Genomic DNA, 24,004 nt, shown 5'->3' on the forward strand with positions numbered 1-24,004 from the left:
ACGTCAGTCGTCCTCGCCCGCCGCTTCGCCGCCGCGCTCGATGGAAAGCAGTACAGCCGCGCCGTCGGCCGCCACGCGATCGCCGGGTTTCAGACCGTTGTTCAGGCCGTCGCGCACGAACCAGCCATCGGCCTGCGCGCGCGCATCGGTCAGCTCGACCCGCCGATAGCCGCCGCCCGGCTCGGCGCGATAGACCCAAAGCCCGCCCTGATAGCGCAACAGCGCGGCTCGGGGCACGATGACGCCGCTTTCCCTACCCTGCGTTTGGGCCATGCTGGCCGGCAGCACGCGGCCCGTGCCCAGTTCCCGCGCCAGAGCGCCATATATGATCGCGAGCGAACCCGCGCTTTGCAGACGGGTATCGGCAGCGGCGGCGGGACCGATCAGGCGGACAGGCATCACCGCCGCGCCCTCACCGATCCGCGCCACGCCGGTCCCAGGTGCCGCGCCATCGGCAAAGTCCACCCGGATCAGACTGGCCTGGCCTGCGGCGACGGCCCTGACCAGATCGCCCAGCGCAGCGGATGACAGCCGCGCCAGACCGGGACCATATTCCAGCCCCACGCGCTGCGTGGCGGCGGCCAGCCGCGCTCGATCGGCCACGGCCTGCGCGCGGGCGCTTTCCACCGCTTTTGTGGAGGCGCTCTGATCGGCGGCCGCGAGCGCGCGTTGCCGGGCGTCATCCGCCTGCGAGGCAGTCAGGGCCGCCCGGGCGCTGACGATCTCGCTCTGGATAGCGGACAGGGCGCTGATGTCGAGCGCACGGGCAAGGCCATGCCGGGCCGCGCTTGTCTGCGCGGGGAGAAGCGTTACGGCATGAATGCCCGCTCGGGACGCCTGCGCTGGGTCGAGCGCCACCACGCCTTCGGGCGTGGCTGGTGCGGTAGCGGATGGTGATGCATCGTCCGCGTCTGGCGTCAGCGCGGGCCAGGCAAGGAACAAGGCCGACGCAAGCGCCGCGCCCGACAAGGCAGAGCCAGCGGCAAGGAACAGCGGTTTCATGCGGCAGGCTCCAGCGCACCGGGTTTCAGCATCAATTCAGGCCCTTCAAGGGGCCGACGCAGCGCATCTTCCAGCGCCGCGTCGGCAGTATGGACCCGGGCCAATGCAGCCCATTCCGCCAGCTCGGCTTGCGGCACCCCGCCCTGCGCGGCGGCCCAGTCGGTGCGGTCAATCTGGCCTTGGCGCAGTAGCGCGTCAGCCTGTGCCGCAAGGCGGCGGGCGATAGGCAGGTCGGCGCTCCGTACCCGCGCCAGCGCCGCGCGGGCCAGGCGGCATTCCATGATCGCGGCGTCCAGCGCGGCATTGGCGGCGGCGACCACCGCCTCCAATTTACGCCCGGCCTCCGCCCGCTTCGCCTGCGCGGCGGCGATGGCATGGCGGTTGAGGTCAAGCGGCGGCAATGTGAGGCCGATCGACAGGGGCAGCTTGGTGAGACCCCGTTCCCACATATAGCCCGGCGAAAGGGAGATGGCCGGATATTGTTTGGCGATTTCGCCGCGCAGGTCGCTTTCCGCCTGATCATAGGCGGCGATGGCCTTGAGGATGTCGGCCCGCGCCACGGTCGCACCGATGCGATCCCCTATGGCCCCCATCGGCTCCGGCGCCGGTTCGTCGAAATCCGCCCAATCGAAAGCGATGGTGGCCAGTGCTTCGACGGGCAACCCAATGGCGGTGGCGAGCGTCTGCCGCGCACCGGCGGTCCTGCCGCGTGCATCATCGGCGGTTGCTGCGGCGGTCGCGACATCGGCCCGCACCCGTTCCAGATCGGCGCGGGCCACCGCGCCAGCCTTCAGACGCCTTTCCATCGCCGCCTGCTGCTGATGGCGGAAGGCGAGGAGCCGGGTCGCCGCATCGGCCTCGCGCATGGCGACCAGCATGTCGGCCAGCGCACGGCGTGCCTGCATCCGTGCGGCCCAGACCGTATCGGCAAAGTCATAGCGCGCAATGGCTACGCCGATGGCTGCGCTGGTGATGCGCGCTTCGCGGCGTCCTCCCGTGTCGAGCGGCACATCGATCGCGCCGCCGAGCAGCCAGGGCGAATGGGTCGAAGGATCATTCGCATATTCGCTGCTCAGCGTCAGCGTCGCGCCGGGGGCTTGTCGCGCGGCGGCCTCTTGCGCGCTCGCGGTGACCATGGCGGCCCGCGCGACGGCGACATCGGGATTATGGACCAGCAGTGCCGCCAACAGCGAAAGCCGGGTCCAATGCGTGGCGTCATAGGATGCCGCCGGGGCTATCTGTGCCTGTTCGGCCTGCACGGCTCCGGCGTCGATGGGGCGTTGCTGGCGCGCAAGGGCCAGCGCCGCCGCGTCCATGGGCGCGGGGTGGTAGGACTGGCACCCGCCAAGCGGCCAGGCGCATAGCGACAAAAACAGGAAGAAAACCGGCCTGCGCATCATGATGAGGGCTCTAGGCTCGCGCTGGACAAGCGCCTAATTGCAATATGGTAAGGTTAGGACCAATCGACATTCAGCCCTGACGGCCTGCAAATGACGCTTTTTCGTGCTTCCGGTGCTCACGTACTTTTAGTACGCTGCGCTCCGGGTCACGAAAAACCATCATTTTCGGCACGTCATCATCTGAATGTCGATTGGCCCTAGGCTTTAGGCTCCGCAGGCGGAGCGTCGGCCCTTGACGACGCAACGGCGGATGATCTGCCCGGTCAGGTCATGAACCTCGACCCGCCAGCGCCGCCTGCCCGTCCGCTCCAGCGTCATGAAGCCGAAATGGTCCGTCCAACTGTCGAACCGAAAAACCTTGGCGCCGGGCACAGGCTCCTGCCCCAAGGCTCTGTCGGCGGGCACCTGCGTCACATCCTCCTGCGTTCCCGCCATGCCGGAAATGAACTGACTGGGGTGTCGGGGGCCAAGATCGGCCTGCTGCCATTCATGGACATGGCCTGCGACCAGCATGTCGATACCGGCAAGGGTCAGGGAGGGGTCGGCAGCGCCGAAAGTGAACCGCACCGAAGCATAGCCCGCCTGGATGCGCAGCAGGCCCCGCTTGTTGGAGGCGGCAAGGCCCAGAAGTGGATAGTGATCGGTTGCAAGGGTGAAGCGATGACCCTTCGCCATGTCGGCAATGGCCTGCTGGATCGCCCGGATCTGCCCGTAACGTGGATCGCCTGGCGGGATCGCGTCCTCGCCCATGATGGCAAGGTCGATGGCGATGACCTGCGCGCCGCCGCCCAGCGGCACGGCGAAGGGCGCACTTTCGTCGCCACGCGCATCATTCTCTCCATCATTGCAGTCTTGCCCCGCGACGAACGGCTGCGCGGCCAGCAGGCGCCACCAACCCTGCCCGGCGCGCAGGCAGCTTTCATGATTGCCGCGCACCATCACCCAGGGCGCAGCCGCCAGCAATGGCGCGGCCGGCGTGAAGAAATCCGCGTCCCATGCGTCCCAGCCATAACCCCACGGACTGCCCACGCAGCCCGAATGATCGGCGCAGGGGTTTTCGCGATAAAGATAATCGCCCACATGCAGCACAAGGTCCGGCTTCCAGGCGGCCGCCTGCCGCGCGATCCGGGCGAAAGGCCATGCCTCTGGATCATCGCACGCCTGATAGGCATTGTCCGACGCCTTGATGCGGCAGCCCGTGTCACCAATCACCACGATGCGGCGGGCGGACGCATGGGGCGCCGGAAGAAGGCGGTCAGCAACATGGACGGTTCGCGCATTCGCCGGAATTCGCGCTTCACATATCCGCACTGGAAAGCGGGAAGCCTTGCTGTTTTCAACGCTCGATCTGGTCGGGCGCTGCGGCAGGTCAGCGGGCTCTGCGCGCACGCTCATCGCCTCGCGCCTTCCGTCGATGGACAGAAGGGGGCAGGCATCCGTCCCCGCCATCACAGTGCGGGCCACCGGTCCGTCACCCGTCATTACCATATAGGCCGAGAGTGGCGACGGTTGATCCGCCGCCGCCCCGGTCGCGCCCCAACAGGCCAGACCGGCGACAAATACCCATTTCATCACGCCGCCGGCCATCGTCCCGTTTTCGTCAGAAGGTGATCGTCACATCGCCCATGACCGAGCGGCCGGGCTGGTAGAAATATTGGTCATAGGGCGCGGTCTTGCCCTGGTTGATATTGGTGATTTTTGTCGAGTTGAAGAGGTCGTTCACCTCGACGCCGATCCGCACCGGACCGATTTCGTAACGGGCCGACAGGATGGCGCTATTGTAACCGGCGATGCGATAGGCGGCAGGTTCGCCCTCAGCCGCATATTGCGGGCCGGTATATTTGTCGATCAGCGAGAATTTGACCGGCCCTTGCTTGAACAGCACGCCGCCGGCCGCCGTCCACATCGGGGCATTGGCGATCTGGGTATGTTTCACCTCATTGTCATTGTTCGTCTTGGCATAGTTGCGCGACGCATTAGCGAAGACCGCGAAACCATTGTCGAACGCATAGGTCACCTGGCCTTCGACGCCCTTGTAGACCACCTTGCCCGCATTGATGAAGATCGTGCCTTCGCTCTGGACTGGCGAGTTGAAGGAAAAGAATTTATTGTTGAAGTTGATGTAATAGACATCGGCATCGAGGCTTAGATGAGAGCCATGGTAGACGAAACCAGCTTGATAATTGGTCGATTTCTGCGGTTCTACCGATGAAAGCTGGGGATTGACCACATAGAGCACGCTGAGCGGCGGAGCCAGGAAGCCCTTGGCGAACTGCCCATAGACTGACAGCCGGTCGTTGACCGCATAGTTGGCGGTCAGGAAGGGCAGGTCGGCCTGATAATCGTCGCTGATATTCTGCGCGAAACGGGTGGTCTGGTTGTAGGCGGCGTTGATCCGGCGCTCGAAATCGACATGCTTGAAGCCGGGCGTGATGGTCAGGCCCGGCAGGGGGCGCAATTCCAGTTCGGTGAACAGTTCGCTGTGGTTGGTATGGCTGTCCTGATCGAACTTGATGTTCGCGGGCGGCTGGATGGTGCCAGTCGGATATTTGGTCAGGTCGATCTTCTTTTCGATATAGTTGGGCGACATGGTGATCAGATCGACGTCACGCTGCTGGCGATAGGTGTTCGCCCGCTCCAGCCACAGGCCCGCGGTCAACGTGGCGAAATCGGTCAGTTGGAGGCGCACTTTGGCGATGTCGCCCCAGACGCGATATTTGTTGGTCTTGGTATAGCCCGGCACGCCGAAGACTGGTTTGCCGCCGGGGGTAAGCGTGACGGTATTGGCGTTCGTGATCTGCACCGGCGTCGCCGTCGCGAACAGCGTCACGTCATTGCCGCTCAACGTTTCATTGTCATAGCTGTAGGTATAAGCGCGGTTTTCGAAGGTGGAACCGGGCGCGATATTCGCCTCCAGCTTGACGATCTCGAAATCGGTCGTCTTGTGGGTGTGGTTATAGCCATAATAGGTCTGACTGCCCGGATCATTGTTCAGGCTGAAATTCTTGCCGTACAGCGCTACCTGGCTGAGCGTCGCGCCATCCTTGTCCGGCTGGTTGAAGCGGTTTTCATTATAGGTGCCAAGCAGCGTCAGCTTCACGTCAGGGCTGATCGGGATCATTATCTTGCCGAAGATATTGTTCGACCGGAAGGGACTGTAGCTGCGGGCGCCGTCCGATTCGACATGCTGGCCCGACAGCATGATTTCCGTGCCGCCTAGCTGCTTGATGGCACCGCTTTGCAGCACAGCGCGGGTCAGCCACGTGTTCCATGTGCCATAGCTGCCCTTCAGTTCCGCGCTCGCATCCTCGCGGGTGGCGCGGGAAAAGAGGTTCATGCTGCCGCCAAAGGTGGCGATGCCCAGATTGGAAGCGTTGCCGGGGCCGCGGTCCACCACCAGCGTTTCGATCGTGTTCGACGGGAAGAAGGTGTTGCTATGGTGCGACGGGTCATTGGTGTCGCCAAAGGGAACGCCGTCATAGGTGATATTATATTCGGCGTCCTGAAAGCCGCGGATCTGCGCCTTGGATTCCGATAGGCCCGCGCCGTTGGTGCCGCCAAAATTGGAAACGCTGGGCGAAATCAGCGCGATCTGGTTGAAATCGGCGGTCGCGGGCAGCGAGTCCTCGATGAAGGAGCGCGAGATGATCGCCTGCGGCTGCGTCGTCTGGAGCGAGGCGGTGACAGGTGCGATCTCGTTGACCCTGGTTGCGGTGACGAGGATGTTGGAACCCTCGGCAATGCCTTGATCCTCGGCCGCGCTGGCCTCCGTCGCAGCCATCGCGTGGCCGGCGATGCAGGGAAGGGTCGCGATGGTGCCAAGCAACAGCGCCCGGCGAAGCGTGGAAATGGTCATGAATCAGTCCCCTTTCAGCCATTTTGGCGTCGTGGGACCGGCTATGGGTGCGTCATGACGGATCGGTGACGCTTTGGTAACAGTTCAAAGTGTGGGGAAATGTAAGGTTTCCAGCACAGCCTGCCGCCCTTACAGTTGCGGCGACGGTCGGACATGAGGGCTGAGAGTCTGTTTGGAAATGCGCGGAAGAGCGCATTTCGGGCACCGCACCAGCCCTCTCCCCCACCCGGCCACCCAACGGCAGTATCATATGGGTGGCCAGGTGGGGGAGAGGGCTGGTGCGGCTATGCGCCCAAAGGCGCATTTCCAAACAGATGGGGTGATTGGGGCTCACCACCGAGTCGGTGGGGTGGCTGCTCCTCGCAGATGGTAAGACGTGGTCCGTATCGAGCGGCCACAACCATGAGGAGGAGCAACCATGCGCCATTATGCCGGACTGGATGTATCGTTGGAAGAGACGGCGATCTGCATTGTCGATGACACGGGCAAAGTGATCCGTGAGCTTCGTGCCGCCAGTGACCCCGATGCACTGGTCGAGACGTTGACCGCTACCGGTCTGAGCTTCGAGCGCGTTGGTCTGGAGGCATGCTCGCTGTCATCGTGGCTGCATCAGGGTCTGACGCGCGCGGGCCTCCCGGCACTGTGCATCGAAACGCGAGCGGCCAAAGCGGCAATGGGTGCGATGCCCAACAAGACCGACCGTAACGACGCCCGTGGTCTGGCTCAGATCATCCGCACTGGTTGGTATCGCGTGGTCCACGTGAAGAGCATGCCGTGCCGATCGGCCCGCGCGCTGCTCGGTGCACGCCGGACGATGTTGAATAAGCAGCGCGACATCGAGAACGCGGTGAGGGCCGTACTCCGCGAGGTCGGACTCAAGCTAGGAACACCGCCGCGCAAGCTCTTCGCCGGCCTGGTCCGCGAACTCGCGTCAGTCGACCCTGCCATCTCCGACATCATCGAGCCGCTGCTTGCGGTGCTCGATGTGATGGTGCGCCAGATCGAGCATTTGACGAAGCGCGTGCTGGAAGCGGTCAGGGTTGAGCCGATATGCCGACGGCTGATGACGGTGCCAGGTGTGGGGCCGCTGACCGCGCTCACCTTCCGGGCGACGGTCGATCTGCCCGAGCGCTTCCGACGATCCCGCGACGTCGGCGCTCATCTCGGGCTCACGCCCCGTCGCTACCAGTCTGGCGAAACGGATGTCCAAGGCCGCATCAGCCGATGTGGCGACGAACTCGCCCGTACCGCGTTGTACGAGGCGGCGCATACTCTGCTGACGCGCTGCCAGAAATGGTCGACGCTAAAGGCGTGGGGTATGCGCCTTGCCCAGCGGCGCGGCATGGCTAAAGCCCGCGTCGCCGTGGCTCGCAAGCTTGCCGTCATCTTGCACCGTATGTGGAGCGATGAGGCCGAGTTCCGCTGGGGTAAGTCACCGACGTTCACAGCAGCATGAGGAGACACAAACCAGTTCCCGCCTGAAGAGACGGGTAGCGGTCGTTCCCATGGGGACGATGGGCGGAATGACCTCGTTGAGAGTCCGGATTCTCGGCTTTGCCGAAGGTCGCGAAACAGCTTGAGGCATCCCGCTCTCCTGACCCCATTATGCGGCAGCCCAGCGCTGACCGCGGAGAGAAGCGAGTGATCCATGGGAACGGTCACGAATACGAGGAAACAGCTTGACCCAAAACGCCCCAATCAGAGAAGACTCTCAGCATTGGGAGCCTGAGCATTGCAAATTCTGGTGGTAGAGGACGATCCCGATCTGCGCCTGTTCATCGAAAATGGCCTGCGCCGCGCCGGGCATGCGGTGCACGGCGTGACGAGCGCCGAACAGGCGGCAACTGATGTCGGGAAACAGGCTTTCGACGCCGTGATTCTCGACCGGATGCTGCCGGGCATGACTGGGCTGGATCTGGTGCGGCAGTGGCGCAGACGGGGTGAGCGGGTGCCGGTGCTGCTGCTGACCGCGCTCGACGGCATCGATGACCGGGTGGAGGGTCTGGAGGCGGGAGCGGACGATCATGTCGGCAAGCCTTTCGCCATGAACGAACTGCTGGCGCGGCTTCAGGCCATCACGCGCCGCGCCCATGTGCCCGATCCCGGTTCCCGGATCGAGGAGGGGGAACTCGTCCTTGACCTGATGCGGCGGGATTTGCGCTACAAGGGACGGCTTGTGGCGCTCCAGCCGCGCGAGATGCGGCTGCTGGAGGAACTGATGCGCCATTCCGGCGAACCGGTGACCCGCGCCATGCTGCTGGAACGGGTCTGGGGCTTCACCTTCAATCCGCAGACCAGCATCGTTGAAACCCATATCAGCCGGTTGCGCTCGAAACTCAGCGACAGCGGCGTGCCCGCCAGCATCGAATCCGTGCGCGGTGTCGGCTACAGGCTGGCCATGCATGGCTAAGGTGCTGCGCAGCGCGGCCTATCGCATCGCGCTGGTTTATGCGCTGGGCTTTGCGCTGGCGACGGCGTTGCTGGGCGTCGCGGTGATCCTTTTCGCCCATGCCGCCTTCATGCGTCAACTGGAAGCGCAGATCGTCGAGGATAGCGGCGCCCTGATCGCTGAATATCGGCTCGAGGGGCATGATGGACTAACCTTTGCCATTGGCGAGCGAGAGGCAGGTAATAGCGCCAATGAACCCCTATATGCGGTGTTCGCGCGGGACGGCCGGCGCATAGCGGGCGGCCTGCATGCCCGCCGTCCGCCAGTGGGTTGGAGCAACCTTGATTTTCAGGACGTTCTGGAGGGGCCGGATGTCGCCCGCGCTTGGTCCGTCGATCTGGATGATGGCTCTCGCCTGATCGTAGGCGCGGATCGTTCGGTGGTCGAGCGTGTCGACCAGACGTTAGGCGGCATTTTTCTGGTGGCGTTCGCCATCGTGCTGCTGCTCAGCCTGACCGGCGCGCTCCTGCTTGGCGCCTATCTCCGCCGTCGCCTGGCTGCCATCAGTGGTGCGGCCGACCGGATCATGGCGGGCGATATTAACCGCCGCGTGCCTGAAAGCGGGACCGGCGACGAATTTGACGCGCTGGCCCATTCGCTCAACCGGATGCTGGACCGGATCACGGTCCTGCTTGAAAATCTGCGTCAATTGTCGGGGGACATCGCGCATGACCTGCGCACGCCACTGGCCCGGCTGCGCAGTCATCTGGAAGAGAGCCTGGAAGGCGGGGAGGATCCGGATCGCCTGCGGGAAAGGCTGGCTTCCGCGCTGGATCAGACGGACAAGCTACTTGCCCTGTTCGCGGCCATTTTACGTATCAGCGAAATCGAGGGTGGACGGCGCAAGGCGAGTTTTCGGACCGTTGATCTGGCGGAAATCGCCCGCGACATGGCAGACAGCTATATCCCCGCCGTTGAAGAAGGCGGTCGCACCTTGACCGCAAATTTGGCTGCTATCGCAACGGTGCAAGGTGATCGGGAATTGCTCTCGCAGGCGATCGTGAACCTGCTCGACAACGCGCAGGTACACACGCAGCCCGGTACGGCCATACATCTGCTTCTCGAAAACCGTGACGGCAAGGTGCGTGTTGCGGTCTGTGACAATGGACCGGGCGTGCCCGGCGACGCGCATGAAGCCATTTTCCGCCGTTTCGTGCGCATGGACCGCGGCAGAACCACGGCTGGCCATGGCCTGGGCCTTAATTTGGTCGCGGCGATCGTCGCAATGCATGATGGGCAATTGGAAATCGGTGACAATGCACCGGGACTGACGATAGGGTTCATTCTGCCGCAAACCGTGCCTGCATAGTCGATGCTGGACGGGAAGTCTGCGACATGATGGAATAGTGTCCCGAGCAAAGGGCGATCGATGCCGCGCTATTGAGTGCGCGCATCCCAGTAGCGGTTCGATCACTGGGACCAGTCGATCAAAGCTTTATTCTCTTATCAAGGATGGCTCTCTGAGAACCTCGAATGAGGGGCAGGCGACGCTGATTCTCGTGGAGGATTTACGGACCCTTCTCACCGCGTCCAGGCGTTGAGGGGATATTCGCTCAGGCGAACTTTGCAATTTGGCTATCGGCCCCGAGCACGGCGCCTGCCATCTCCGCGCTGAACCTCGGCATATCGTGAAAACGAATAAGCTGCACAGAGCAGCAAATCGTCCTGTTCCGTTCTACAGGATCCCGATCCGTTTATTGATAATCTACCAAAATTACGGAGCTAAGTCCTTGATTTTATTGGTGACCCCTACGGGAATCGAACCCGTGTTTCAGCCGTGAGAGGGCCGCGTCCTAACCGCTAGACGAAGGGGCCACTGGTCGCATTGGGCGACGGGCAGGGGGCCGCCTTTAAGAGGGCGGGTACGAGCCGTCAAGCGAAACCCGTGCACTTTCCTGCGGCACATAAAAAACCACCCCATGCGATTCGCATGGGGTGGCCAAGGTTCAGGGAGGAGACGCCTCCTAAGGGGGAGGCGCCCATACGACACACCCGAAAGGGGGGCAGGTGCGCCGTATGTTCGGTAAATAGAGAAAGCTGCGCGGAGTTTCAAGTGGCATCGCGCAACCTTTTTTCTTAAATATTTGTCATAAATGCTTAATTTCAATTAAGATTCAGCGGGTTGGGGCGCTGAGGGCACAGCGATCGGACCCTTGCCCTGCGTCACCTGCGCCTCGAACAGTTCACGCATTAGTTGGAGCGAGAAGAGATGGGCGTAGATCAGCGGCAGCATTCCGTTCTGGCTGATCTTTCGTAGCTGGTCGCCCCGCATGTCGCGCAGCTTTTCCTCATTCACCATGCGGAAGCCGCGATAGACGAAGGGCTGATCATTGCCCGGCACCTGGATGGCGACTTCGCCGTCCATCAGCAGGTCCAGATCCTTCAGATCCTTCATGAACTGGCCGGTGCGGGCGGCGGCCTGTTCGAAATCCTCGCAGAATTTGAGGACGCCCTGGGTCAGTTCGCTGGGCTTGCCGTCCTCGAACAGCGGCTGGCCATCTTCGAACGCGCCGATCGCGTCGCTGGTCGGATCGAAGCAGAGCGACAGTTCGTCGCTGTCGGGGCGCAGCTTTGCCAGCATCCAGGGATAGCGACGGACATAGGCCGGGACATAGGCCGGGCCGCGCAGCTTGCCTTCATCGTCGAGGAAGGTGTTGACGCCCTCGTTAAGACCCATCAGCGCCAGCGGGACCGGCTCGTCGCCGGCGGAGAAGATGATCGGCACGAAGCGCTGGGCAGCGACGAATTCGTCGACGGTCAGCGGGATCGCGTGCTGCTTGGTGAGGAAGGGCGCCGAATCGACGGAGCGGCTGCGATAGGCGGCATGATCGACGCTGCTCAGCGGAATAAGGTCGTTGTAGAAGACGGGAAGGCCGTTCGCGGGCGCGCTTGCCATGATGTGCTAGTCCATTTCTAACAAAAAAGCGGCGCATTTTCCCTTGCGCCGCGGGCCTGATACTGGGCCGAGGGAGATAAAGCCCTCGAGCGCGGGAGGCAATCGCTTTGTCGACGCCCGGTGCTTCAGGCGGGCCTGCCTTCAGCCTTCTTCCGGGCGGGGGATGAGCTTGTCCGGATTCATGATGCCCTGAGGATCGAAGGCGGTCTTGATCGCGCGCAGGGCATGCAGCCGCGCGGGGCTGGCAAGGCGACCCAGTTCGGCGCGCTTCATCTGGCCGATGCCATGTTCGGCGGAGATCGATCCGCCCGCCGCGACCACCGCGTCGTGGACGAAGGCGTTGATCGTTTGTCCCTCCGCCGCGATCCAGGCCGGGCCGTCGCTCGTCCCCTTGGGTGCGCGGACGTGGAAATGGACGTTGCCGTCGCCCAGATGGCCAAAAGATGAGGCGGTGGTGCCGGGGAAGGTTCTTTCCGCCGCTGCCGCCGCGTCGACCATGAAGGCGGGCATGCGGGCGACCGGGACGCTAATGTCATATTGCAGCGCCGGTCCCTGGGCGCGTTCGGATTCGGAAAGCGATTCGCGGATGCGCCAGAAGGCTTCGGCCTGCGCTTCGTTGGCGGCGATGGCGGCGTCGACGGCGATGCCTTGCTCCAGCGCTTCGGCCAGCGCGCTTTCGAGCCGTTCGGCGGGGCCGGGTTCGCGCAGGTCGCCATGGTCGACTTCGATCAGCACATGCCAGGGCGTGCGCGTCTCGATCGGGCAGCGGGTGCCGGGAATATGCGAGAGGACATGGCCTAGGCCATCATCCGCGATCACCTCGAAACCCTCGACGCTGTCACCGAGACGCGCTTCGCAGAGGCGGAGCAGGGCGAGCGCGTCTGTGGGCGAGGGGACTCCGACCCAGCCGACCGCGCGGGCGGCGATGGCCGGAACCAGGCGCAGCGAGGCGGCAGTGATGACGCCCAGCGTGCCTTCGGCGCCGATCAGCAATTGCTTGATATCATAGCCGCGATTGTCCTTCTTGAGGGCGTCCAGCCCATGGAAGATGCTGCCATCGGGCAAGACGGCCTCGATCCCTTCGACCAGCGCGCGCATCGTGCCATGGCGTAGCACCTGCGTGCCGCCCGCGTTGGTGGAGATGAGGCCGCCGATCGTGGCGGAACCCTTGGCGCCCAGACTCAAGGGGAAGCGGCGGTCCACGGCGGTTGCGGCATCGTGGAGGTTGGAGAGGATCAAGCCCGCTTCGCACACGGCCAGATTATCGTCAGGCGACAGGCTGCGGATGCGGTTCATGCGGCGGAGCGACAGGATCAGCGCGGAACCGTCCGCAGGCGGCGTGGCGCCGCCGACCATGGAGGTGTTGCCGCCCTGCGGCACCAGCGGTATGCCAAGGTCCGCGGCCAGTTTGACGGCGGCGGCGACCTGCTCGGTCGTATCCGGCTGAAGGATCGCCATGGCCGCGCCATGATAGCGCCCGCGCCAGTCGCTGACCCAGGGGGCGATGTCGTCCGCATCGGTCACGACGCGCTTTTCCCCCAACAGGGCGGTGAAGCGGGCGATAACATCTTGTCCTATCATGGGACTGTCCTATGCCTTGGAATTCATCGACGGTTCAACCTTTGGTCCATAGCGTCTGCGTCCCAAAAGGGGTTCGACTTGTTTCATTCCGTCCTGCTGCTGTTGACCGTGCCAGCCGCCGAGCCCGTGCAGTGGGCGCAGTTGACGATCGAGCAGCGCATCATCATTCGCGTGCCGATGGCGAAAAAGGGCCGTGCCCCGGCGCGCCCGGTGCCCGACGCGCGCAATGACTGGAAGGAGAAGAAGGGGCCGCGTTGCATCGCCCTGCGCTCGATTCGGTCGGCAAGCATCCTGATGGACAATGCCATAGATTTGTTGCTGGCGGATAATCACCGCTATCGCGCCAGGCTGGAACGCGGGTGCAACAGCATGGGCTTTTATTCCGGCTTCTATGTCGAGCCCGATGAGGATGGGTCGCTCTGTTCGGGGCGGGACGAGTTGCAGGCGCGTAGCGGCGTCAGTTGCGGGATCGACAGTTTTCGGCGGCTGGAACAGGCCGAACCTGACGAATAAGGGCATCATTTTCGCGATTTTCTTGACAAGAGAGCGATATTTCCGCAAGGCGCGCGCGATTTCCTCTGCGTGTTTTCGCGCGGTGGATAGCCTCCTGTCCCGGACATTTGAATGACTTTTGCCGATCTCGGCCTTTCCGACGAATTATTGAAGGCCGTAAGCGAGGCCGGATATGACACGCCCACGCCGATCCAGGCGCAGGCGATCCCGCCCGTTCTGATGATGAAGGACATTATCGGCATCGCCCAGACGGGGACTGGCAAGACCGCCAGCTTCGTGTTGCCGATGATCGACATATTGGCGCATGGCCGCGCCCGCGCGCTGATGCCGCGATCGTTGATCCTGGAACCGACGCGCGAACTCGCCGCCCAGGTGGCAGAGAATTTCGAGAAATACGGGAAGTATCACAAGCTCAACATGGCGCTGCTGATCGGCGGCGTGCAGATGGGCGATCAGCTCAAAGCCTTGGAAAAGGGCGTGGACGTGCTGATCGCGACGCCAGGGCGCCTGATGGACCTGTTCCAGCGCGGCAAGATCCTGCTCAACGGTTGCAGCATGCTGGTGATCGACGAAGCGGACCGCATGCTCGACATGGGCTTCATCCCGGACATCGAGGAAATCTGCACCAAGCTGCCCGCCCAGCGGCAGACTTTGCTGTTTTCCGCGACCATGCCGGCGCCGATCAAGAAGCTGGCGGATCGGTTCCTGAGCAATCCCAAGTCGATTGAGGTGGCGCGGCCCGCGACGGCCTCGATCAACATCACCCAGCGGCTGGTGAAGGTCGATTCGCGCAAGAAGCGGGAAGCGCTGCGGGCGATGCTGGAAGCGGAGGATGTGCTGAGCGCGGTGATCTTCTGCAACCGCAAGACGACGGTGCGGGATCTTAACAAGAGCCTCCAGCGCCATGGCTTCAAGTCGGGCGAGATTCACGGCGATATTGACCAGTCGGCGCGCATCGCGGAGCTGGAACGGTTCCGGGCGGGGACGGTGAATATCCTCGTGGCGTCGGACGTGGCGGCGCGTGGGCTGGACATCAAGGGCGTGAGCCATGTGTTCAACTTCGATGCGCCCTGGCATCCGGACGATTATGTCCACCGCATCGGCCGTACCGGCCGGGCAGGGGCGAAGGGGGTCGCCTATACCTTCGTGACGGCGGACGATGCCGAGGCGATCGACAATATCCAGAAGCTGATCAAGCAGAAGATCGAGATGATCGATGCGCCGGCGGCTGCGGCTCCGGCTGAACGCAGCGCCGATGAACCGCGCAAGGCGGACAGGGATCGGCGGAAGGATCGCAAGTCCGACAAGCGCCGTGACGACCATCGCTCTGAAGAGCCTCGTGTGGCGCGCCCCGAAGGCAATGGCGCCCGTCCGCGTCGGCCCGAGCCGGTGGATAACGGTCCGGACGAGGGCTGGAACGGGCCGGTTCCGGAGTTTTTGTCGGTCGGCTTTGGAATTTAGAGCGCGCTGCGTTAAACTGGATGCAGGGCGTGCTCTCTAGTTCTTTGATTTACGCGATTTATTAACCGTCGATCGATTGACTGCGCCGAACTGCGTTTCCGACCGCTTGGAGCCGAAGGCCAGCGCAGCTAAATCGCTCTGGCGTCAGGGCGTCGCGGCGTTGGCCGCTGGCGTCGCCGCCGCGCTACCCTCCGGCGTCTGGGCCTTGGGGGCGAAGATGTGCAGGCTGTCCAGCGTCTTTTCCGCCATCGTCTGATATTGCTCGCTCAGCATTTCGGGATAGACGAAGCTGGCGGTGACGATGGTGCCGTCCGGCTGTTTCATCAGGCGCAGCGCGACATTATTGCCTTCGCCGTCATTGGCGGTGCCGCGATATTCATTGTTGCCGATATAATCGCCGCTGACCCCTTCGGAACCCTCGTTCACAGTTTCGACGATCTGTTGCAGCGTCTGGTCCCCATCCTTCTTCTGCCAGAAGATGCGGACATCTGCGCCTGCGCCGGGATCCTGATAGACCACGCCGTCGGCATTGCTGGAGGCGGCGTTCTTTTCCCAGCCCTCAGGGAAGGTGATGGAAAAGCCGCGCTCGACATTGACGTAATTGCGGGAGGCCGGGGTGTCGGCCTTGGCACTGGCCATCGCCTTGGCCGCGGCCGCGTTGGCGGCGGCGGCAAGCTCCTCCTGGCTCGGCAGATCCTCGACAGGTTCGGCGCGGCCGCAGGCGACCAGCAGCAGGAGGGGCAGGGCGACGGCAAGGGCGGTTCTTTTCATCGCTCTCCCAAAGCATAGCCGCCGCAACATTTCAACTTTGCAGCCGATCGTTGAGCGATGGGGCGACGGCGGGAAGAGGCTGTTCGCCCTACTTCCGTCACGCGATCATGCGGCGCTGTCGATCCCCAGCTCCGCCAGCTTGCGGTAGAGGGTCGAGCGGCCGATGCCCAGCCGACGGGCCACTTCGGTCATCCGCCCGCGATAATGGCCGATGGCCAGGCGGATGACGTCCGCCTCGATCTCGGCCAATTGGCGGACATGGCCGTCGCCTTCGAACAGGGTGATGCCGGCGGCCTCCCGATGCGGCTGGGGCACGGCGCGCAGTCGGCCATGGTGCGTGTCGCCATGGGCGCGGCTGCGGATATGGGCGGCGATCTGCGGGAAATCCTGCGGTGTCAGGGCATCGCCCTCGCACAGCACGGCTGCGCGGAACAGGGCGTTCTGAAGCTGGCGCACATTGCCCGGCCAGTCATGCTGCATCAGCAGCGCTAGCGCATCGTCGGTCAGGCCCAGGCCGCGCAGCCCCGGCTGGGTCGCGATGCGGGAGAGCAGATGGCGGCAAAGCGCCGGCACATCGCCCAACCGCTCCCGCAGCGGGGGAATGGTGAGCTGCACCACATTGAGGCGGTAATAAAGATCCTCGCGGAAGCGGCCCGCCTCGATCTCATCATGCAGCCGCTTGTTGGTGGCGGCGATGACGCGGACGTCGACATGGATCGGGCGGCGCGCGCCGATCGGCTGCACCTCGCCATCCTGCAGCACGCGCAGCAGCTTCACCTGCGCGTCGAGCGGCATTTCGCTGACTTCATCCAGGAAGATGGTGCCCATGTCGGCTGCGGCGAACTTGCCGATCTGCCGCTCGAAGGCGCCGGTGAAGGCACCGCGCTCATGGCCAAACAGGTCCGATTCGACCAGATTGGCGGGAATGGCGCCGCAATTCACGGTGATCATCGCCTGTTTGTGACGGGGGGAGGCGGCATGGATCGCGCGAGCGATCACATCTTTGCCGACGCCGCTCTCGCCTTCGATCAGCACTGGTACGCGGGCGCGGGCTGCCTTGGCCGCTATGGCGAGCGCGGCGCGGAATTGGGGCGCGGCGCCGACCACGTCCTCGAAGGAAAGGGCAGCGGGGATTTTTTCGGTGAGCGGACGCAGCTCGCCCTTGCCATGATCGCCGTTCAGCGTGGCGTTGAGGGCCGCGAGCAGCCTTTCGGGCGCGATCGGCTTGGCCAGATAGTCCGTGGCGCCCGCCCGCATCGCTTCCACCGCGACGGCGACATTATTGTGTGCGGTCAGGACCAGGATGGGCAGCGCCGGGCGGCGGGCGCGCAACTCGCGGATCAGGCCGGTCGGTTCATAGCTCGGACTCCACTGGTCGAGCAGCACGGCGTCGAGCCGCATGCCGTCCTGCGTGCCCAGCATCGCGATCGCGGTATCGCCGTCATTGGCGAAGATGGTGCGCCATCCAGCGCGCGCGGCCAAAGCCGAAACCAGCCTGCGCTGCGCCGGCTCGTCATCGATCAACATCAGCATCGGAACGCCGTCGCGCACCATCTTACCCCTCATATGCGAACTGGCGTCCAAAGGTAGAGGGGAGGGGTAAAGACCGGCTTAACCGAAAAGATTTTCTTGTTCGCTCACGACTTGAGGGGGGGAGGGCTTGACGATAAGAGGATGCCGACGAAACAGGCCGGAGCATTTTCAACCTGACCCTTCGCGGTCAACGGCTCGGAAAATGCGGCTCCGGAAACAGAGAGGGACAGTGCATGGCTTCGGACGGGAATTTGAACAGCGCAACCCAGACTTATGAAGGGTTCGTGTCCCTTATGAAATGGGGAACGATCGCCAGTGCCGTGGTCGCCGCTTTGGTCGTGGTGCTGATCGCCAGCTAAGGCGGGCGACGGCAGGGGGATGTCCATGAAAATAGCGATTGTCAGGGAGCTTGCCGAGGGTGAGCGCCGCGTTTCCGGCACGCCGGAAACGGTCAAGAAGTTCAAGGCGCTCGGCGCCGATGTCGCGGTGGAGGCGGGCGCTGGCCTGACAGCCTCCATATCCGACGCTGATTATGCCGCCATGGGAGCGACCGTGGCGGACCGCGCCGCGACCGTGGCGGGTGCCGACATCATATTGGGCGTGCAGGGGCCGGACCCGGTCAGCATTGCGGGGGCCAAATCCGGCGCCTGGATCGTCGCAGGTCTCAATCCCTTCGTGGAACGGGCGCGGGTCGATGCCTATGCCGCTGCGGGATTCGAAGCGCTGGCGATGGAGTTCATGCCGCGCATAACCCGCGCGCAGTCGATGGATATCCTGTCGTCCCAGTCCAATCTTTCCGGCTACAAGGCCGTACTGGACGCCGCCGCCGAATATGGCCGGTCCTTCCCGATGATGATGACCGCGGCGGGCACGGTGTCCCCGGCCAAGGCCTTCATCATGGGGGTTGGCGTCGCGGGCTTGCAGGCGATCGCGACCGCCAAGCGCCTGGGCGCGCAGGTTTCCGCGACCGACGTGCGTTCCGCCACCAAGGAACAGATCGAGAGCCTGGGCGCCAAGGCGATCTTCGTGGAAAGCGTTGCGGGCATAGAGGGCGAGGGCAAGGGCGGCTATGCCACCGAAATGTCGGAGGAGTATCAGAAGGCGCAAGCCGATCTGGTGTCCGGCCATATCGCCAAGCAGGATATCGTGATCACTACGGCGTTGATTCCCGGCAGGGCCGCGCCGCGCCTGATCACCGACGCGCAGATCGCGTCGATGAAGCCGGGCAGCGTGATCGTCGACCTCGCCGTCGAGCAGGGCGGCAATGTCGAGGGCGCGGTGCTGGGCGAAGTGGTCGAGCGGCATGGCGTCAAGATCGTCGGGCACAAGAATGTGCCTTCGCGCCTTGCGGCGGATGCGTCCGCTTTGTTTGCGCGCAACCTCTATAATTTCCTCTCCGCATTCTGGAACAAGGATCAGAATGCGCCGGTGCTGGATGAGGAAATCGGCAACGCCATCCGCGTGACGCAGGGCGGCAAGGTCGTCAGCGAACGACTGCTCTGACACCGGGCGGCCTTGTCCTGCGTGACAGGGCTTGACCGCAGGCGACTTCATGCAATGAGGAGGAACAGATGACCCTGTTCCTCCTCATTTCCTTTTTGGCCGCCTGTGGCTTTGGAATGGTCGTCGGATGGCGGGCCCGGCCGGATGACGGCTGGGCGCTGGCGGCCATCCTTCAGATGCTGTCATCCGCCATCTTGATCGGCGCCCTGATCGTCTCGGCGGAGGCGGGGAGCGCGGCGGCGCGGACGCTGGGGCTGCTCGGCATAGTCATGGGCAGCGCAGGGCTATGCGGCGGTTTCGTGGCGGCGAGGCGGCTCGACACGCCGCCACGTCCGTGATGGAGAGTATGAATCCGACGATCCTGACCGGCTGGTCGATTGCGGCGTTGCTGTTCGCGGCGGCCCTACTGGCTCCGTTTGGAACCGGGCTGCGGCGTGGTGCCAGTTCGCTTGTGGCGGCGATGACGGTGGCCGGTGCGGTGACGCTCTACAGCCATGATGTCATGGCCCTGCCGCAAATCTGCGCGGCGCTGATTACCGGAGGCGCAGTTGGGTTGGGGTTGGGACGCGGCTTGCCGCGATCAGCGCTTCCGGCGCTACTGAGCGGGCTGGTTGGGCAGGCCGGTCTTGCGGCGGTTTTTATCGGAGCGGCAGCATGGCGCAATCCCCATGCTTTCGGCCTGCTGGACGATGTGACGGACCGGCTGCGCATCGACGGCGCCGTCGCGATCGGGACGGCCGTTGCCTGGGGAGCGATGGCCTGCGGGGGGGCAGTAACGATCCTGTGGCGCGGGTCGGTGCAGCAGGCGGGATATCCTCTTGTCGCGAGCGTTATGCTGCTGGCGACGGGCGGGTGTGTCGCGGTCTTTGTCGCGAATCCTCAGATCGGTTGGCTCCTGGCGTGCGTTGGAGTCGCGCTGCTTGCGGGCCGAGGGTTGACGAAATGGGGCATGGGCCCGGGCACGGAGCCTGCCCTGGCGTTGGTCGGTGGCTTCGCCGGCTGGGCCGTGGCGGCGTCCGCTTTCCTGATGGAAAATATGGCGATGGCCGTTGCCGGTGGGCTGGCGGGCGCAGCGGGAAGCCTGTTCGGCGCGCGCCTTTGCGGCGGGGCGGGCAGGAAGGGGCTTGCCGATGGGGGACGCCGCCCCTAACGATTTGAGGGGAGAGACAGGCCTGTCCGGCTTCGTCGGCGCATTGGGGTAAGCGGATTCATGAAGAAGCTCGGTCTGATAGGCGGTCTTAGCTGGACGTCGACGGCGCGCTATTATCAGATCATCAACCAGGCCGTATATCGCGCCCGGGGCGGCCAGCACAGCGCGCCGCTGCTGATCGAAAGCCTGGATTTCGCGGATATAGGCCGCTCCACCACCGAGGAGGAATGGGCCCATGCGGCGGACGTGCTGACCGCTTCGGCGCGGCGGCTGGAGCAGGGCGGCGCAGCGGCGCTGCTGATCTGCGCCAACTCCATGCACCGTGTTTATGACGAGGTGCAGGCTGGCGTCGACATTCCGATCATCAACATTGCCGAGGCGGTCGGGCGCAAGATGCAGGCGGACGGCATCGAAAAAGCCGCGCTGATCGGCACGCGCAACGTGATGACCGAGAAATTCTACCGCCAGCGGCTCGTCGCGCATGGCATTTCATTGTTGCCGCCCGATATGGAACTGGCCGAGCGGATCGACCGGATCGTCTATGACGAGTTGACCATCGGCAAGGTCAGCCGCGAGTCCGAGCGCTATATGAAGTCCGAACTGACCGACATCGCCAAGGAACATGTGCAGGCCGCGATCCTAGCCTGCACGGAACTGGAGATGATTGTCGACGTGAAGGCGAATGTGCTGCCGATCTATGACGGCACCAGCATCCATGCCCGCGCCGGGGTGGATGTGATTTTGGGGGAATAGCGCATCGCTTTGTCCGCGATCCATCCGATTTGCTTCTCCAAGCCCAGTTCAGGAACATCCTAGCCGATCCAGTAAGGCACGATCTGGCGGTTATCGGGATCGACATGGATAGGACGGTCGGCCGGCGGGAAGGCGCGTTGGTCGCAACTTTGGCGCGGGCAGAGGCGGCAGGTGATGCCGATCGGCGTCGCGGCGCCCTCCACCTCCAGTTGCAGGCCGTCGGCATAGACGAAATTCGCCGCGTGGGCGATTTCGCAGCCCAGCACCACCGCGAAGCGGCGCGGGGTGCGGCTGTAGCTGCCTGATGGTTTCACCAGCCCCTTCGCCATGGAGACATAGCGCACGCCATCGGGGGTCTCGCCAAGCTGGATGTTGATCCGGTCGGGGACGGCGACCGCTTCATGGACGTTCCACAAGGGGCAGGCGCCACCGAAGCGCGCGAATTGCAGGCGCGTGGCGCTGTGGCGCTTGGTGATGTTGCCCGCCATGTCGACGCGGCAGAAGAAAAAGGGAATGCCGCGCAGGCCGGGCCGCTGGAGGGTCGAAAGACGATGGCAGGCCTGTTCAAAGCTGACGCCGAAGCGGCGGGCGAGGCGGTCGATGTCGTGGCGAACATCGCGAGCGGCTTCGCGGAATGGAGCGTAGGGCATCAGCAACGCGCCCGCCGCATAATTGCCGAGGCCGATGGCGAGCAGGCGGTCGGCGCCCATGACGGGCAGCGCCGCCTTGCTCACCACGTCAGCGATGACCGCCTGCCCCTCCAGCATCATGAGCTGGTGGGCGAGCATGAACTTGCGGCTTTCTGTGGGCAGGGCGGCGTTGACGAATAGGCGCCGCTCGCTGCTGGTATAGGAGCGGAGCGCGGAGTCCGGGGTCTCCGCGATCAGCGTCTCGATCCCGTGGCGGCGGGCCAGCGCTTCGACCAGCATGCCTTCGTCCAGGGTCTGGCCGGCGGTGAAGCTGGCGGCCATGTCTTCCGCCAGGCAGTCGAGAGCGTGGACATAATTGCCCGCCTCATGGAACCAGTCGCGCGCCGCTTCCCAGGGGAGGCGGGCCTGGACCGCATGATCGTTGGCGATCGCCTCCTCGATCATGTTGATGCGTTCATTGGCGCGCATATGGGCGTTGTAGAGATCGACATAGCGCGCCGCGAATTCCGGAAATTGCAGGTGCAGCTTCTCGATCCGCTCCGGTTCCAGCGCGGCGCCGGGCAGTTCGGGATGGGCGAGGGCGTAGGTGAAGGCGCCAAGAAGCTGCTCCTCCTCCCGGCTGTCGAAGCTGGCCCAGTCGGTGGGGAAGGCGCTGGCGAGTGCGGCCTTCACCTTGGCGGTCAGGGGGCGATCGTCATTTTCCATCTGGCTGAGATAAGAGACGGATATGCCCAGCGCCTGGGCCATGGTCGCCTGGTCCATGCGGTGGTCCAGGCGGAGTTGGCGCAGGCGCGGACCTGCGAAGATTCGATTGCCACGAGCCATGATTCGTCCATAATTTGCAAAGTCGCAATTTGCAAATTAGCAAAATTGCATTTGCGAAAATGCGAAAAGATTGGAAGGGGCGGGCGAAGATGTCCGCGACAAGCCGGAGAGAAGCCTTATATGTCGAAGCTCGCCATCATCGAACAGCTCGAAGCCAAGCGCGATGCCGCGCGCCTGGGCGGCGGCCAGCGCCGCATCGACGCTCAGCATGCCAAGGGCAAGCTTACGGCCCGCGAGCGGCTGGAAGTGCTGCTGGACGAGGACAGCTTCGAGGAGCTGGACATGTATGTCGAACATAATTGCATCGACTTCGGCATGGATGAGCAGCACATTCCGGGCGACGGCGTCGTCACCGGATCGGGCACGATCAACGGCCGGCTGGTCTATGTCTTCAGCCAGGACTTCACCGTCTATGGCGGCGCGGTGTCGGAACGGCACGCGATGAAGATCTGCAAGATCATGGACATCGCCATGAAGGTCGGCGCGCCGGTGATCGGCCTGAATGACTCGGGCGGCGCGCGCATTCAGGAGGGCGTGGCTTCGCTGGGCGGCTATGCGGAGATTTTCCAGCGCAATGTGCTGGCGTCGGGCGTGGTGCCGCAGATCAGCGTCATCATGGGGCCGTGTGCGGGCGGCGCGGTTTACTCGCCCGCCATGACCGACTTCATCTTCATGGTGAAGGATTCGAGCTTCATGTTCGTGACCGGGCCGGACGTGGTGAAGACCGTTACCAACGAGGTCGTGACCCAGGAGGAACTGGGCGGGGCGGTGACGCACACCACCAAGTCGGGCGTGGCCGACGTGGCGTTCGAGAATGACATCGAAGCGCTGCTGGCGGTGCGCGATTTCATGGACTTCCTGCCCGCTTCCAACAAGGAGCCGGTGCCGGAGCGTCCGAGCGCCGATCCGTGGGACCGGATCGAGGACAGCCTGGATACGCTGATCCCGGCCAATGCCAACCAGCCCTATGATATGCATGAGCTGATCCGCAAGGTGGTGGACGAGGGCGACTTTTTCGAAGTGCAGCCGGCCCATGCGGGGAACATCCTCTGCGGTTTCGGGCGGGTCGAAGGCAAGACCGTCGGGATCATCGCCAACCAGCCGATGGTGCTGGCGGGCGTGCTGGACATCAATTCGTCCAAGAAGGCCGGGCGGTTCGTGCGCTTTTGCGATGCGTTCGAAATTCCGATCGTCACCTTCGTCGACGTGCCGGGCTTCCTGCCGGGGACGGCGCAGGAACATTCGGGCATCATCAAGCATGGCGCCAAGCTGCTATTCGCCTATGCTGAGGCGACCGTGCCGAAGATCACCGTCATCACCCGCAAGGCCTATGGCGGCGCCTATGACGTTATGGCGTCCAAGCATCTGCGCGGCGACCTCAACTATGCGTGGCCGACTGCCGAGATCGCGGTGATGGGCGCCAAGGGCGCGGTGGAGATCATCTTCCGCGGCAAGACGCCCGAGGAGATCGCGGAAAAGACCAAGGAATATGAAGACCGCTTCGCCAACCCGTTCGTGGCGGCGAGCAAGGGCTTCATCGACGAGGTGATCCAGCCGCATTCGACGCGGAAGAGAATTGCCCTTGGCCTGCGCAAGCTGCGCAACAAGAGCCTCGAAAATCCGTGGAAGAAGCACGACAATATTCCGCTCTAAGGAGAAGG

At 63.8% G+C, this 24,004-nt stretch carries 20 protein-coding genes and 1 tRNA gene; 11 read left to right on the top strand and 10 right to left on the bottom strand.

The features are described 5' to 3' along the window. Window positions 1-3: 3 nt before the first annotated feature. From K426_RS09070 to K426_RS09085, 4 genes are all read right to left on the bottom strand, one after another. On the bottom strand, window positions 4-1,002 hold the full coding sequence (locus K426_RS09070; protein ID WP_066556113.1) for a hypothetical protein: 999 nt from the start codon (window positions 1,000-1,002) through the stop codon (window positions 4-6). Then, complete coding sequence (locus K426_RS09075; protein WP_066556114.1) at window positions 999-2,402, bottom strand: TolC family protein; 1,404 nt, start codon at window positions 2,400-2,402, stop codon at window positions 999-1,001. Before K426_RS09075 ends, K426_RS09070 begins: the two co-directional genes overlap by 4 nt. Window positions 2,403-2,606: 204 nt before the next feature. Further along, on the bottom strand, window positions 2,607-3,974 hold the full coding sequence (locus K426_RS09080) for a metallophosphoesterase family protein (RefSeq protein WP_066561575.1): 1,368 nt from the start codon (window positions 3,972-3,974) through the stop codon (window positions 2,607-2,609). A gap of 28 nt (window positions 3,975-4,002) precedes the next feature. After that, entirely contained in the window at window positions 4,003-6,258 is a 2,256-nt protein-coding gene (locus K426_RS09085) for a TonB-dependent receptor (RefSeq protein WP_066556115.1), read from the bottom strand. Between the two features lie 418 nt (window positions 6,259-6,676). On the opposite strand from K426_RS09085, the gene K426_RS09090 reads away from it, so the two are divergent. The 3 genes from K426_RS09090 to K426_RS09100 all read left to right on the top strand — a co-directional run bounded on the left by K426_RS09090 (window position 6,677) and on the right by K426_RS09100 (window position 10,016). Beyond that, complete coding sequence (locus tag K426_RS09090; protein ID WP_066553395.1) at window positions 6,677-7,714, top strand: IS110 family transposase; 1,038 nt, start codon at window positions 6,677-6,679, stop codon at window positions 7,712-7,714. A 276-nt stretch (window positions 7,715-7,990) separates the two neighbouring features. Beyond that, window positions 7,991-8,668 carry a response regulator transcription factor gene (locus K426_RS09095; RefSeq protein ID WP_066556116.1) on the top strand — a complete coding sequence of 226 codons (678 nt, stop codon included), beginning with the start codon at window positions 7,991-7,993 and terminating at the stop codon, window positions 8,666-8,668. After that, window positions 8,661-10,016, top strand: coding sequence for a HAMP domain-containing sensor histidine kinase (locus K426_RS09100; protein WP_145907227.1), 1,356 nt, complete (start codon window positions 8,661-8,663; stop codon window positions 10,014-10,016). Before K426_RS09095 ends, K426_RS09100 begins: the two co-directional genes overlap by 8 nt. Window positions 10,017-10,447: 431 nt before the next feature. Here K426_RS09100 and K426_RS09105 read toward each other — a convergent pair. The 3 genes from K426_RS09105 to K426_RS09115 form a co-directional block, all read right to left on the bottom strand. Beyond that, window positions 10,448-10,522 (bottom strand) — tRNA-Glu (locus K426_RS09105). Window positions 10,523-10,814: 292 nt separating this feature from the next. Continuing rightward, window positions 10,815-11,603 (bottom strand): SapC family protein, encoded by a 789-nt coding sequence (locus K426_RS09110; RefSeq protein WP_066556117.1) that lies wholly within the window; start codon window positions 11,601-11,603, stop codon window positions 10,815-10,817. Window positions 11,604-11,744: 141 nt separating this feature from the next. Next, window positions 11,745-13,184: an FAD-binding oxidoreductase gene (locus K426_RS09115; protein ID WP_066556119.1), complete on the bottom strand. Its 1,440-nt coding sequence runs from the start codon at window positions 13,182-13,184 to the stop codon at window positions 11,745-11,747. Between the two features lie 78 nt (window positions 13,185-13,262). On the opposite strand from K426_RS09115, the gene K426_RS09120 reads away from it, so the two are divergent. Together K426_RS09120 and K426_RS09125 are read left to right on the top strand one after the other, a co-directional pair. Next, the gene (locus tag K426_RS09120; protein ID WP_066556121.1) at window positions 13,263-13,697 is read left to right on the top strand and encodes a hypothetical protein; all 435 of its coding nucleotides are present in this window, start codon (window positions 13,263-13,265) and stop codon (window positions 13,695-13,697) included. A 111-nt stretch (window positions 13,698-13,808) separates the two neighbouring features. Next, window positions 13,809-15,158 carry a DEAD/DEAH box helicase gene (locus tag K426_RS09125; RefSeq protein WP_066556123.1) on the top strand — a complete coding sequence of 450 codons (1,350 nt, stop codon included), beginning with the start codon at window positions 13,809-13,811 and terminating at the stop codon, window positions 15,156-15,158. A gap of 144 nt (window positions 15,159-15,302) precedes the next feature. Here K426_RS09125 and K426_RS09130 read toward each other — a convergent pair whose 3' ends face one another. Then, complete coding sequence (locus K426_RS09130) at window positions 15,303-15,929, bottom strand: hypothetical protein (RefSeq protein ID WP_066556125.1); 627 nt, start codon at window positions 15,927-15,929, stop codon at window positions 15,303-15,305. Between the two features lie 105 nt (window positions 15,930-16,034). Beyond that, entirely contained in the window at window positions 16,035-17,483 is a 1,449-nt protein-coding gene (locus K426_RS09135; RefSeq protein WP_066556126.1) for a sigma-54-dependent transcriptional regulator, read from the bottom strand. A gap of 212 nt (window positions 17,484-17,695) precedes the next feature. On the opposite strand from K426_RS09135, the gene K426_RS09140 reads away from it, so the two are divergent. The 5 genes from K426_RS09140 to K426_RS09160 all read left to right on the top strand — a co-directional run bounded on the left by K426_RS09140 (window position 17,696) and on the right by K426_RS09160 (window position 20,868). Further along, window positions 17,696-17,821, top strand: a complete 126-nt coding sequence (locus K426_RS09140; RefSeq protein ID WP_066556128.1) for an aa3-type cytochrome c oxidase subunit IV — start codon at window positions 17,696-17,698, stop codon at window positions 17,819-17,821. A 25-nt stretch (window positions 17,822-17,846) separates the two neighbouring features. Beyond that, window positions 17,847-18,965, top strand: a complete 1,119-nt coding sequence (locus K426_RS09145; protein ID WP_066561578.1) for an NAD(P) transhydrogenase subunit alpha — start codon at window positions 17,847-17,849, stop codon at window positions 18,963-18,965. A gap of 68 nt (window positions 18,966-19,033) precedes the next feature. Next, the gene (locus tag K426_RS09150; RefSeq protein WP_066556130.1) at window positions 19,034-19,303 is read left to right on the top strand and encodes a proton-translocating transhydrogenase family protein; all 270 of its coding nucleotides are present in this window, start codon (window positions 19,034-19,036) and stop codon (window positions 19,301-19,303) included. An 8-nt stretch (window positions 19,304-19,311) separates the two neighbouring features. After that, window positions 19,312-20,115, top strand: coding sequence for an NAD(P)(+) transhydrogenase (Re/Si-specific) subunit beta (locus tag K426_RS09155; protein WP_066556132.1), 804 nt, complete (start codon window positions 19,312-19,314; stop codon window positions 20,113-20,115). 60 nt (window positions 20,116-20,175) lie between these two features. Beyond that, a complete protein-coding gene (locus K426_RS09160; protein ID WP_066556134.1) occupies window positions 20,176-20,868 on the top strand; it encodes an aspartate/glutamate racemase family protein in 693 nt (230 codons plus the stop codon). Window positions 20,869-20,927: 59 nt separating this feature from the next. On the opposite strand, the gene K426_RS09165 is transcribed toward K426_RS09160, so the two are convergent. Beyond that, a complete protein-coding gene (locus tag K426_RS09165) occupies window positions 20,928-22,343 on the bottom strand; it encodes a helix-turn-helix domain-containing protein (protein WP_066556135.1) in 1,416 nt (471 codons plus the stop codon). Window positions 22,344-22,463: 120 nt separating this feature from the next. Between K426_RS09165 and K426_RS09170 the strand changes: the two genes are divergently transcribed. Next, complete coding sequence (locus K426_RS09170; RefSeq protein WP_066556141.1) at window positions 22,464-23,996, top strand: acyl-CoA carboxylase subunit beta; 1,533 nt, start codon at window positions 22,464-22,466, stop codon at window positions 23,994-23,996. Window positions 23,997-24,004: the final 8 nt, after the last annotated feature.

The organism is Sphingobium sp. TKS (assembly GCF_001563265.1).
In the GTDB taxonomy this organism is placed as follows: Bacteria; Pseudomonadota; Alphaproteobacteria; order Sphingomonadales; family Sphingomonadaceae; genus Sphingobium.